Source organism: Morganella psychrotolerans, from assembly GCF_965118875.1.
GTDB classification, from domain to species: Bacteria; Pseudomonadota; Gammaproteobacteria; order Enterobacterales; family Enterobacteriaceae; genus Morganella; species Morganella psychrotolerans_C.
In genome coordinates, this window is record NZ_CBCPJD010000001.1 from 147758 (window position 1) to 159587 (window position 11830).

Consider the following 11830-nt stretch of genomic DNA (forward strand, 5'->3'; position numbering starts at 1 on the left):
TATCAGCGGCGGTAATCGATAAACGGACCATCTGCCACGGAACGGCGCTCAACCAGACGCGGATGCACTTCAATTGTCTGTGCATCTTCACGCTTATTGACGATACGATCGAGCAGCATGGTCAGTGCCATCTGTCCCAGGCGCTCTTTCGGCTGATGAACCGTTGTCAGTGCCGGGGTGAAGTAGCGGGCATTACGGATATTATCGTACCCGATCACCGAAATATCCTGCGGCACGCGCAGTCCCATTTCGTCAGCGGCACAAATCGCGCCCATCGCCATCGAATCACCGCCACAGAAAACAGCCGTCGGACGTTGTTTTCCGTTAAGAATTTGTGTCATCGCCTGATAACCGGAGTCCGGTTCAAAATCACCCTGGACAATCCATTCATCACGCACTGTGATCCCGGCTTCTTTCATTGCTTTCTGAAAGCCTTCCAGACGGTTACCGCCGGTATTGCGCTCCAGCGGACCCGGGATTACCGCGATATCGCGGTGCCCGCGCTCAATCAGATAGCGCCCGGCGAGATAGCCGCCGTGCAGGGCATTATCAATAATAGCATCGGTAAAATCACCACGGGATTTGCCCCAGTCCATAACCACCATCGGGATGTTGCGGTAGCCTTCCAGCATGGAAATCAGCTGATCGGGATACTCAGAACACATCACCAGCAGACCATCGACCCTTTTCTGTGCCAGCATCGCCAGATAGGCTTTCTGTTTATCAGGGTTATTATGCGAGTTACACAGCACTAAGGTGTATCCTTTGCTGTAACAGCTGTTTTCAACAGCTTCAATCACTTCGGCAAAATAGGGCGCCTCACTGGAGGTTGCCAGTAATCCGATAGATTTTGTGTTATTCACCTTCAGACTGCGCGCCACAGCGCTGGGTGAATAATGTAATTCTTTGATGGCAGCCCAGACAGCCGCTTTCGTTTCTTCTGCAACGAAACGGGTATTATTAATGACATGGGAGACGGTTGTGGTGGAGACGCCCGAGCGCTTAGCCACATCTTTAATCGTTGCCATGATGAAAACAACTCCTGACCTGCTGGTCTGTATTTTATTATTAGGTTAATCGATTGCTATTATAGTGCCATTATGCGGTAACAATAGAAAAATTTCTGTAAAAACAGTCTTTATTGTCTGATCCGGGTCAAAAGTAAAAGATATAACCTGTGTTATGGTTATTGATATGGTCAGTTATTTTTATTTTTTAGTCAGACCATCGGTTTTGTTTATTTTGATGATCACGGGTTTCTGATGGTCATCACTTCCTGATTAGCAGCTATTTTGGAGATAAGAATGGATACAGATCTGAAATATAGTTTGTCAATGACGTTTGCGGCACTGGCAATGATCGTCGCATTTGCTTTTATGCTTTTCTGATGCATCTTCCTGCTGTACGAAAGGGCGGAAAATCCGCCCTTTTTTAATATAATACATCTGTTATCTGAGTAACTTACGCCAGATTTTCTTCCGCAAATTTCCAGTTCACTAATGCCCAGAAATTTTCCAGGTATTTAGGACGTGCATTACGGTAATCAATGTAATACGCGTGCTCCCAGATATCGACGGTTAACAGTGGTTTGTCATTACCACTGATTGGTGTGCCCGCATTTGAAGTATTGACGATAGCCAGGCTGCCGTCTGCTTTTTTCACCAGCCACGTCCAGCCGGCGCCGAAGTTTTTGATAGCGGAATCAGTAAACTGCTGTTTGAACTCAGCAAATGAACCGAATGCTTTAGTGATTGCTTCAGCAATTTTCCCGGTTGGTTCACCGCCTGCGTTTGGTGCCAGACAGTGCCAGTAAAACGTGTGGTTCCAGACCTGAGCGGCATTATTAAAGATTCCGGCGTCAGAGGTTTTGATTATCTCTTCCAGCGATTTTCCTTCAAAAGCAGTGCCTTTAATCAGGTTGTTCAGATTAACCACATAGGTGTTATGGTGCTTACCATAGTGGTATTCCAGTGTTTCTTCAGAAATATATGGCGCTAATGCATTTTTTGCATAAGGCAGTGCAGGTAATTCAAACGACATTGCATTCTCCTTTTTTAAGGTTAAATCAGTAACCTCATCACGGATGGGTTACTGTTATTATTCTGCGAATTATCTTAACAAGTTTTGCCGCAAAAAACAGCGGGAGATGAGGAAAGGAGAGTGGTATCAGCATATTTCTGCAACAGAAGAATTTTGCGGTTTGTAAACATATGACAGACCCTTTATTATTGCGACACCTCTTAACATCATATATACGTAACCATGCTGGCCTATTACCTTCATTCTGCCCTGAACAGCAGTGCACAGTGCATTATGATTTCTGATAATAACTGCCATGACCCTTTATCAGAGGTTATCACCCGCATAAGAACATGGCAGTTTTGTGATGGTGTCGTTCTGATGTGCACAGGGGAAATAGAAACCGCCGTTTATGACGGTGACAGTCAGTGTCCGGAACAATGGATAGTATGGGAAGTGGTTGAATTTAATAATAAAAACATATCACCGCAACGAAAAGAATTTTTCAGTGTCTGTCAGCAAAATTACTGGCTGAAAATGCAGGCGGGATGTGAATGATTATTACCGCTTTGTAACGGAAAGTGGTATTCTGCATGAAAGTTAACACCGGTACTGACCGGGCAGATGTAAAGGATATTTTAAATGACGACTATTGAAAAAATTGAACGCCAGATCAAAGAAAACCCGATTCTGCTGTATATGAAAGGTTCTCCGAAATTGCCGAGCTGTGGTTTTTCAGCGCAGGCTGTTCAGGCACTGGCATCTTGTGAAGAGCGTTTTGCGTATGTTGATATCCTGCAAAACCCGGATATCCGTGCGGAATTACCAAAGTACGCAAACTGGCCGACATTTCCGCAACTGTGGATTGGCGGGGAATTAGTCGGTGGTTGTGACATTATTATGGAAATGATGCGCAGCGGCGAATTACAGACACTGATTAAAGAAACAGCAGCTAAAAATCCGACTGAAAACGAAGAATAATTATACAGTCAGAATGAACAAAAAAGCCCTGCCGGTGTTCCCGGCGGGGCTTTTGTCTTTCTGATGGTGATGAAATGAAAGTTGTTATGCGTGTTATTTTTTAAAGTGTCTGCGTCACTTACACAAAAGGAAAAAAAGATGCAGATAAATACTGCCGGCCAGAATACAATTTTAACGGGGTATGCTTCATCTCATGTAAAGGTTACCGGCATTGGGGAGTTTACGGATGATACGTCACTGCCATGTCACGGATTATCAGCGAAACTCAGTGAAATTAAAAACAGTGTTACCCATTTTTTTGTATCAGTGAAAGATAAGGTTGATAATGCGTTTCACCAGTTGAGCGGACGGATAAATACGCTTTCTGTCAGACAGGATCAATCTGAAACAATGCAGCTTCTGCTCGCGCAGGAAACACTCGGTTCTGCACATAATTGTCTGTCGAAACATGTAAACCTGTTAAGGGAAATACTGAGCAAAGGAGAATCTTTGACGGCGAATTCACTGGTCAGTTTATCATCAGGATCGCTGAGAAGTACCATTACCCAGCTTAGTGCAATACAGCATAAAATAGCAGGCCCGGGCACCCGGGATATCCGCCTGAAAGCGGCAGAATTGCTTTCTGCGCCAGTCGGTTTCGGTGAAAAAGCATTCGGTAATGTTACACAACTGGGGTCGATCAGTTCAGTAGATCAGGCAAAACCATATCTGGCACAAAAAGATTTTGATGTATGCTTTAAAGCCGGGATTGAACAACTGATTAAAGAAACAGAACAAACAATCCTGCCGAAACTGATGAAGCTTCAGTCTGCGGATATTATCAGTCCGTCTGTAATGGCAGGAGCCGGAACCGGGAATTGGCAGTATTTATCAGATAAACAATAATATAAAAACGCCACCATAAAGGTGGCGTTTGTTCAGGCGTCTGCGGGCAGCGGCCAGCCGCCCAGTTTCTTCCAGCGGTTGACTATTTCACAGAACAGCAGGGATGTGCGGTCTGTATCATATGCCGCGCCGTGGGCTTTTTTGCTATCGAATGGAATACCGGCGGTAATGCAGGCTTTTGCCAGGATGGTCTGCCCGAGAGCCAGTCCGCTTAATGCCGCGGTATCAAAGGTGGCAAACGGATGAAACGGATTACGTTTCAGACCGCAGCGCTCTGCGGCTGTCGTCACAAAATTGTGATCAAAGTTCGCATTGTGTGCCACGATAATCGCGCGCTTGCAGTCAGCATTTTTCATGCCTTTGCGCACCATTTTAAAAATTTCATGTAAGGCATCATACTCGCGGACCGCTTTGCGTTCGGGGTCGGCAGGGTTTATCCCGGTAAAGGCCAGCGCAGCAGGATCAAGATTAGCACCCTCGAAAGGCTGTACATTGAACTCAAGCCGCTGATCCGGCATCAGCCAGCCATTATCATCCATTTTAACGGTGATGGCAGCAATTTCCAGCATAGCATCAGTTTTGGCATTAAATCCGCCTGTTTCAACATCAATAACAACAGGATAGTATCCGCGGAAACGTGCGCTCAGGGTATTGTGATTTTGATTATCAGACATGGGACTCTTTGGTTGTAACGAACAAAACGCATCATTCTAGCGCGGCGAGCCTGCGGGCGAAAGGACAGATTGCCTCAGACACTAAAAAGAAGGATCGTTCTGATCCTCCTTCACATACCGGTTAGTTGCCCAGGGCAGCACCGGCACTTTTATTTTCAATTAATTCAATCTTATAACCATCAGGGTCTTCAACAAAGGCAATAACAGTGGAACCACCTTTTACAGGACCGGCTTCACGGCTGATTTTTCCGCCGGCCTGCCGGATAGACTCACAGGTAGCGGCAACATCATCGACACCCAGTGCAATATGCCCGAAAGCACTGCCCTGATCATAAGAATCAACACCCCAGTTGTAGGTTAATTCAATGACTGAGCCTTCGCTCTCATCAGTGTAACCCACGAAGGCCAGTGAATATTTATATTCCGGATTTTCGCTGGTACGCAGTAAGCGCATACCAAGTACTTTAGTGTAAAAATCGACGGAACGTTGCATATCACCTACGCGGAGCATGGTATGGAGTACACGCATAAAGTAATCTCCCTGATTGGCTTTCATTATTTATACCCTTATTCATTCAAACTGCAGGTTCGTTGGCTTCACACCGCCCGCCGGGTCACATAGATTATCTATGCTCCCGGGCAGTCGGAGCTTGCCGCCTGCCTGCATCTTGAATAACGTTGGGTATAGCAGCAATAACTCACACTATAACGTGAGAATTGACTACAATTCAAATTATCAGGATGCTGATGGTTACAGGATAACAGGAAGCTGCCCGCAGAGGCATCAGACGAAAGGACATTATCAGATGGCAGAACAACTTCACCTTTTCGATATCCCTTCGCCTTGCGTGGGGATTTGTGAGCTAAGTGAGAAAGGTTACTGCAAAGGTTGCTACCGGAGCCGTGATGAGCGGTTTCAGTGGTTATCCCTGAATAATACCCAAAAAGAGAATGTACTGCGTTTATGTCGTCAGCGTCGTTACAGGGCGCAGAAAGGCGACATATTGCCGGATGAACCTTCATCTCAGATAGATTTATTTTAAATTAATAGTTCATATTCTATATGTTAGCAATGAATTAATTAACAAGTGTTATTTAGTTCGGCTTATTTATATATTATATAAATAATCTAATTTAGTGTATTTGTGTTTATTATTAGGAAGGTAATCATATAAATGCAATGTAATAAATATCACTATTTGTAAACAGGCATAATTAAACCTATCCAATTGTAATTAAACAATTTTTAATATATTAAATTATTTTTTTGTTAAAAATAAGAACATAGTTATGTAAAAAAATATAGATCCCATTCGTGATGATCGCTATTCTTACTGCGAAACAACTTCACTCGCTTAATCAATTAAATTTGTATAAAAAGCTAACTATTTCACTGCTATCTAAATGGCAGGGTGTGAGATAAATGTGAACTGTTTTTTATTACGCCGCAATATTGCGTCTGATATTAATGAACACAATAGCGCAGCGTTTCTTTTTATTGGGTGATTGAAAGACATTATGGCGTTCACATGCGTCTGTACAGTATTCACATAAGGAGAAATTTGTGGAGTTAACTTTGGGATCAGATTTAGCGAGGTTAGTACGGATATGGCGGTCACTTATCGACCATCGGCTCAAGCCGTTAAAATTAACGCAGACACACTGGATAACACTCTACAACATCAGTTTGTTACCCCCGGACCAATCCCAGATTCAGTTAGCAAAAGCGATTGGTATTGAACAACCTTCACTGGTTCGTACGCTGGATCAGCTGGAAGAGAAAAAGTTAATTACGCGCCATATCTGTATTAACGACCGCAGAGCAAAACGGATAAAGCTCACGGAAGAATCTGAACCTTTTATCCGTGAGGTGGATGCCGTAATTGAAAAGACACGTCAGGAGATTCTGGGGGGGATAACACAGGACGAGTTATACGCGCTGGCTGATATTGTCCGCAAGCTGGAAAACAATATTGTTCAGTTACACAGCCGAAACTAACCCGGACAAACAAAAAAGGCGAAACAGAGTTGTTTCGCCTTTTGCCGGATAAAACTGCTGTCAGGAACGCGGAGATACGGTATACGTTGAGCCTGATTTTGCGATACGGACGCGCTGACCTACAGAGAAAGGTGTTTTACCTTGTTTCTGTACAACAACAATGATCTCGCCATTGTCTTGTTTGAGTTCCAGTTCAACACCGGATGTGTTGTTCATTGCACCCTGTACGTTCTGACCTGCAACACCACCGGCGATAGCACCTGCCGCGGTTGCAAGAGTCTGGCCTGTCCCGCCACCGATAGTGCTGCCTAAGATACCACCCAGAACAGCACCACCCACAGCGCCGAGAACATTTTCCTTACCTCCGGCCTGGATTGTGACAGGACGGGCACTCATAATAGTAGCATAAGTGACTGTCTGAACACTTTTCGCCTGTTCTGCACTATAAGTGTCACCACTCAGTGTATCCATATTCACACAGCCGGATAATGCGACAACGGCGAATGCACCGGCGAGAAAACGCTTATACATACTTAACTCCTGATTATTATGTTCACAGACGGGGAATGGGTTCATTATCTGTGGTGTCGTGTTGTATCTTACCCATTATCGCAGAATAATTTTGCATTAAAAATGTTTTATTTCCGTGAGGATTAGGAACAGCTTAAAGTGAAATGGTTATCAGGCAAGGTAAATCCTCTTATTTCACAATTGTGAGGCACGCATCAGATTCAGGATTAAGTGATGTCACGCGACAGAAAGGGATGGATCTGCTGTTGAGCCTAATTATAGTAGTTACATCTGAATATACCCTTATTCATTCAAACAGCAGGTTCGTTGGCTGCACTCAGCTAGCCAGGTCACATAGTTTACCTATGCTCCCCGCCTATCTTCCCTTGCCGCCTGCCTGCATTTTGGATGATGTTGGGTATATACTATTTTTATCAAACGGTTATTGATTAAAAGGAATTGGCTATGCGCCCGGGACGTTATATCGGAGTGATGTCAGGAACCAGTATGGATGGCGTTGATGTCGTTCTGGCTGCGATTAATGATGCAGTGGTAGCGCAACAGGTGAGTTATTCGCATCCGTTTCCCCATGCACTGAAAACCCGCATACTGGCAGTATGTCAGGGGCAACAGACGACATTGTCGGAAATCGGCAGGCTGGATTATGACCTGGGCACATTATTTGCGCAGGCGGTAAACGGGCTGCTGGAGAAAGCCCGGCTGACACCGCAGGACATTACCGGCATCGGCTGCCACGGGCAGACTGTCTGGCATGAACCGGACAGCGAAACGCCTTTCACTATGCAACTCGGGGACAACAACCGGGTCGCCGCGCTGACTAATATCACGACAGCCGGGGATTTCCGCCGCCGCGATATGGCGTATGGCGGGCAGGGCGCGCCACTGGTGCCGGCATTTCATGAGGCTGTTCTCGGCGTACCGGGTGAGAAACGCATTATTCTGAACATCGGCGGAATAGCGAATATCACCACCCTTATTCCGGCCGCGCCGGTCAGAGGATATGATACCGGGCCGGGCAATATGCTGATGGACAGCTGGACATGGCGCCACCGGGCACAGCCTTATGATAAAGACGGCGCCTGGGCAAAAAGCGGACATGTACATGGAAAACTGCTGGCTCAGATGCTTCGTGATCCGTATTTCAGCCGTTCAGCACCGAAAAGTACCGGCCGTGAATATTTTAATATGCAGTGGCTGACCACGCACCTGACGGCATTCCCTGATGTATTACCGGAGGATGTACAGGCCACACTGCTGGAATTGACAACGGTCAGTATCAGTGACCAGGTGGCACTCTGTGGCGGGTGTGAACGGCTTCTGGTGTGCGGTGGCGGGGCGCAGAATTCGCAGATAATGTCCCGTTTGTCTGCGTTGTTGCCGGGCACAGAAGTCAGCCCGACTGACACCTTTGGTCTGAGCGGGGACGACCTGGAAGCACTGGCGTTTGCCTGGCTGGCGGCACGCACTCTGGCAGGCGAGTCCGGTAATCTGCCGTCTGTTACCGGCGCAGACAGAGAAACCGTATTGGGCGCGGTTTATCCGGTTATCCGCCATGAATAAATATAGGCACAAATACACAGCAAGTAATTGTGATTAAAAGAAAAATCAAGAGGAAAAAAGCATGTCAGATGAGTCTCCGGATGTTGCTTCACTGCGGCGTGAATATACCAAAGGCGGATTACGCCGCCATGATCTCAGTGATGAGCCGCTGGAAATGTTTGAGCGCTGGCTGAAACAGGCGTGTGAAGCTAAATTGTCAGATCCGACCGCCATGAGTGTGGCGACGGTGGATGAAACTGGTCAGCCGTATCAGCGTATTGTGTTACTCAAGCATTTCGATAAAAACGGACTGATTTTTTATACTAATACAGGCAGCCGTAAGGCACAGCATCTGGCAAAAAACCCAAAAATAAGCCTCCATTTTCCGTGGCATACGCTCGACAGGCAGGTCTGTTTTCTGGGCGAGGTTGAGCGTTTATCCACTCTTGACGTGGTGAAGTACTTTAACAGCCGCCCTAAAGACAGTCAGATTGCCGCATGGGCATCACAGCAATCTTCCCGTATCTCGGCAAGAGGGATTCTGGAAGGTAAGTTTCTTGAACTGAAACAAAAATTTAAGCAGGGTGAAGTTCCGCTGCCAAGCTTCTGGGGCGGATATCGCGTGAAATTTAACTCAGTGGAGTTCTGGCAGGGGGGTGAACACCGCCTGCACGACCGCTTCCTTTATACGCGCACCGCTGATGGCTGGGAGATTGACCGCCTCGCACCATAAGCTGACAGAAAACGAATTTCTGCACTAAAACGACTTTATTGCTGGCACTTCACGGAGTGCCGCTTTATGCTGTAACCTCATTTTATCATCCGCAATTTTTGCATAGACAAAACAGAACTGATGGAGTCATTGATGTCTGGTACGAACCTGATTAAACAACTGCAAGAGCGGGGCCTTATTGCCCAGGTAACGGACGAAAAAGCGTTAGCAGAGAGACTGGCGCAAGGCCCGGTTTCCCTCTATTGTGGTTTCGATCCGACCGCCGACAGCTTGCATTTGGGCCATCTGGTTCCGTTGCTGTGCTTAAAGCGTTTCCAGTTAGCCGGGCATCGTCCGGTTGCGCTGGTTGGTGGTGCAACGGGGCTGATTGGCGACCCGAGCTTTAAAGCGACGGAGCGCAAACTCAATACACAGGACACGGTTCATGACTGGGTGGAAAAAATCCGTCAGCAGGCATCGCCGTTCCTCGATTTTGACTGCGGTGACAACAGTGCAGTCGCTGCAAACAACTATGACTGGTTCGGCTCTATGGATGTGCTGACCTTTCTGCGCGACATCGGCAAACACTTCTCTGTTAATCAGATGATCAACAAAGAAGCCGTAAAACAGCGCCTGAACCGGGATGATGTCGGTATTTCATTTACTGAATTCTCTTATAACCTGTTACAGGGCTATGACTTTGTCCGTCTGAATAAAGATTACGGTGTGGAGCTGCAAATCGGTGGATCTGACCAGTGGGGCAATATTACCTCCGGTATTGATTTAACCCGCCGCATGAACCAGCAGCAGGTCTGGGGCATGACTGTACCGCTTATCACCAAATCTGACGGCACTAAATTCGGGAAAACCGAAGGCGGCGCAGTATGGCTGGATCCGAAGAAAACCAGCCCGTACAAATTCTATCAGTTCTGGATTAATACAGCCGATGCTGATGTCTACCGCTTCCTGAAATTCTTCACCTTTATGAGCCTTGATGAGATTGACGCGCTTGAAGCTGAAGACAAAGCCAGCGGTAAAGCACCGCTCGCGCAGTATGTTCTGGCAGAGCTGGTCACAAAACTGGTTCACGGCGAAGCGGGTCTGATTGCCGCACAGCGTATTACTGACAGCCTGTTTAACGGCGATATCAGCAACCTGACGGAAGATGATTTTGCACAGTTAGCGCAGGATGGTATGCCGCACATTGAGCCGGAAAGCGATGCTGATTTACAGCAGGCGCTGGTACTGGCTGAACTGGTGCCGTCACGCGGTCAGGCGCGTACCATGATTGGCTCCAACGCTGTTTCACTTAATGGTGAAAAACAGTCTGATGCAGAATACCGCTTTACTGACAGTGATAAATTATTTGGTCGCTACACATTACTGCGTCGCGGGAAAAAACATTACTGCCTGATCTGCTGGAAATAAAAGTTTACGCTGAATAAGGGCAACGAAAGTTGCCCTTTTTGATCTGCCAGCAAGATCTTTTTCGTTTCACAGAATATGATATGTCCAACGTCATTCAGGATGCAGCCAACGCACCTGCAGTTTGAATGAATAACGGTATATGCGCGGTAATAATAAAAATCAGGTTGTATCAATGAAAAATATTCTCTCTATCCAGTCACATGTTGTCTATGGTCACGCCGGTAACAGCGCGGCCGAATTTCCGATGCGCCGCATGGGAGTCAACGTCTGGCCACTGAACACGGTTCAGTTTTCGAATCACACACAGTATGCACAAGGCTGGACCGGCTGCGTGATGAGCGCAGAGCACATCACTGACATCGTGGACGGCATCGATAAGATTGATCAACTGACCCGCTGCGATGCGGTGCTCAGCGGTTATCTCGGCTCGGCAGAGCAGGGACAGCGAATTGTGGATGTGGTGAAGAAGGTCAAAGCCCGTAATCCGCAGGCGTGGTATTTCTGTGATCCGGTAATGGGTCATCCGGAGAAAGGTTGTATTGTTGCACCCGGTGTGGCGGATTTCCTGTGCCGGGAAGCCCTGGCGGTCAGTGATATGGTCGCACCAAATCTTCTGGAGCTGGAAACTCTCAGCGGACAAACTATTCACAATGTGGATGAAGCGGTTGCCGCTGCCCGCAGTCTGTGCAAAAAAGGTCCGCGCCTGGTGCTGGTTAAGCATCTTTCCCGTGCCGGTTACCGTGCTGATCGCTTTGAAATGATTTTGGTTACCGCAGAGCACGCCTGGCATATCAGCCGTCCGCTGGTGGATTTTGGTGAGCGCCAACCGGTGGGTGTGGGTGATTTAACCAGTGGTCTGATGCTGGTTAATCTGCTCAAAGGTGAAGAATTACCGAAAGCACTGGAGCACGTTGCGGCTGCTGTGTATGAAGTGATGCTGAAAACTAAAACCATGAATGAGTATGAATTACAGTTGGTGGCAGCACAGGATGAAATGGTTGTCCCGACACATAAATTCTGCGCGGAGCAGATAGACTGATTGCAGCATATTATCTGCAATAC

Annotated in this window: 15 protein-coding genes; 10 read left to right on the plus strand and 5 right to left on the minus strand. The window is 46.9% G+C overall.

Translation table 11 applies throughout. The features are described 5' to 3' along the window. Nucleotides 1-2: 2 nt before the first annotated feature. A complete protein-coding gene (gene purR / locus ACMHKJ_RS00680) occupies nt 3-1028 on the minus strand; it encodes an HTH-type transcriptional repressor PurR (RefSeq protein WP_413491569.1) in 1026 nt (341 codons plus the stop codon). Between the two features lie 276 nt (nt 1029-1304). Between purR and cydH the strand changes: the two genes are divergently transcribed. Then, on the plus strand, nt 1305-1388 hold the full coding sequence (gene cydH / locus ACMHKJ_RS00685) for a cytochrome bd-I oxidase subunit CydH (RefSeq protein WP_413492088.1): 84 nt from the start codon (nt 1305-1307) through the stop codon (nt 1386-1388). A gap of 73 nt (nt 1389-1461) precedes the next feature. Here cydH and sodB read toward each other — a convergent pair whose 3' ends face one another. Then, nucleotides 1462-2040 carry a superoxide dismutase [Fe] gene (sodB, locus tag ACMHKJ_RS00690; RefSeq protein WP_150384659.1) on the minus strand — a complete coding sequence of 193 codons (579 nt, stop codon included), beginning with the start codon at nt 2038-2040 and terminating at the stop codon, nt 1462-1464. A 273-nt stretch (nt 2041-2313) separates the two neighbouring features. Between sodB and ACMHKJ_RS00695 the strand changes: the two genes are divergently transcribed. From ACMHKJ_RS00695 to ACMHKJ_RS00705, 3 genes are all read left to right on the plus strand, one after another. Continuing rightward, nucleotides 2314-2577, plus strand: a complete 264-nt coding sequence (locus tag ACMHKJ_RS00695; RefSeq protein WP_413491570.1) for a hypothetical protein — start codon at nt 2314-2316, stop codon at nt 2575-2577. 84 nt (nt 2578-2661) lie between these two features. Then, the gene (locus ACMHKJ_RS00700) at nt 2662-3000 is read left to right on the plus strand and encodes a Grx4 family monothiol glutaredoxin (RefSeq protein ID WP_413491571.1); all 339 of its coding nucleotides are present in this window, start codon (nt 2662-2664) and stop codon (nt 2998-3000) included. A gap of 138 nt (nt 3001-3138) precedes the next feature. Then, a complete protein-coding gene (locus tag ACMHKJ_RS00705) occupies nt 3139-3885 on the plus strand; it encodes a hypothetical protein (RefSeq protein ID WP_413491572.1) in 747 nt (248 codons plus the stop codon). 32 nt (nt 3886-3917) lie between these two features. Here the strand turns inward: ACMHKJ_RS00705 and rnt are convergent, their stop codons facing one another. Beyond that, entirely contained in the window at nt 3918-4559 is a 642-nt protein-coding gene (rnt, locus tag ACMHKJ_RS00710; protein WP_413491573.1) for a ribonuclease T, read from the minus strand. Between the two features lie 121 nt (nt 4560-4680). Further along, the gene (gene gloA / locus ACMHKJ_RS00715) at nt 4681-5088 is read right to left on the minus strand and encodes a lactoylglutathione lyase (RefSeq protein ID WP_413492089.1); all 408 of its coding nucleotides are present in this window, start codon (nt 5086-5088) and stop codon (nt 4681-4683) included. Nucleotides 5089-5365: 277 nt separating this feature from the next. Between gloA and ACMHKJ_RS00720 the strand changes: the two genes are divergently transcribed. Both ACMHKJ_RS00720 and slyA read left to right on the plus strand, forming a co-directional pair. Continuing rightward, entirely contained in the window at nt 5366-5602 is a 237-nt protein-coding gene (locus ACMHKJ_RS00720; protein ID WP_067364753.1) for a DUF1289 domain-containing protein, read from the plus strand. Between the two features lie 521 nt (nt 5603-6123). Next, a complete protein-coding gene (gene slyA, locus ACMHKJ_RS00725) occupies nt 6124-6558 on the plus strand; it encodes a transcriptional regulator SlyA (protein WP_067363030.1) in 435 nt (144 codons plus the stop codon). Between the two features lie 60 nt (nt 6559-6618). Here the strand turns inward: slyA and ACMHKJ_RS00730 are convergent, their stop codons facing one another. Next, on the minus strand, nt 6619-7089 hold the full coding sequence (locus ACMHKJ_RS00730) for an outer membrane lipoprotein (protein ID WP_067363027.1): 471 nt from the start codon (nt 7087-7089) through the stop codon (nt 6619-6621). A 444-nt stretch (nt 7090-7533) separates the two neighbouring features. Between ACMHKJ_RS00730 and anmK the strand changes: the two genes are divergently transcribed. From anmK to pdxY, 4 genes are all read left to right on the plus strand, one after another. Then, complete coding sequence (anmK, locus tag ACMHKJ_RS00735; RefSeq protein ID WP_413491574.1) at nt 7534-8649, plus strand: anhydro-N-acetylmuramic acid kinase; 1116 nt, start codon at nt 7534-7536, stop codon at nt 8647-8649. Between the two features lie 61 nt (nt 8650-8710). Beyond that, nucleotides 8711-9361: a pyridoxamine 5'-phosphate oxidase gene (gene pdxH, locus ACMHKJ_RS00740; RefSeq protein ID WP_067363024.1), complete on the plus strand. Its 651-nt coding sequence runs from the start codon at nt 8711-8713 to the stop codon at nt 9359-9361. Between the two features lie 132 nt (nt 9362-9493). Continuing rightward, on the plus strand, nt 9494-10768 hold the full coding sequence (gene tyrS / locus ACMHKJ_RS00745) for a tyrosine--tRNA ligase (protein ID WP_413491575.1): 1275 nt from the start codon (nt 9494-9496) through the stop codon (nt 10766-10768). 172 nt (nt 10769-10940) lie between these two features. After that, nucleotides 10941-11807: a pyridoxal kinase PdxY gene (gene pdxY, locus ACMHKJ_RS00750; RefSeq protein ID WP_413491576.1), complete on the plus strand. Its 867-nt coding sequence runs from the start codon at nt 10941-10943 to the stop codon at nt 11805-11807. Nucleotides 11808-11830 lie beyond the last annotated feature (23 nt).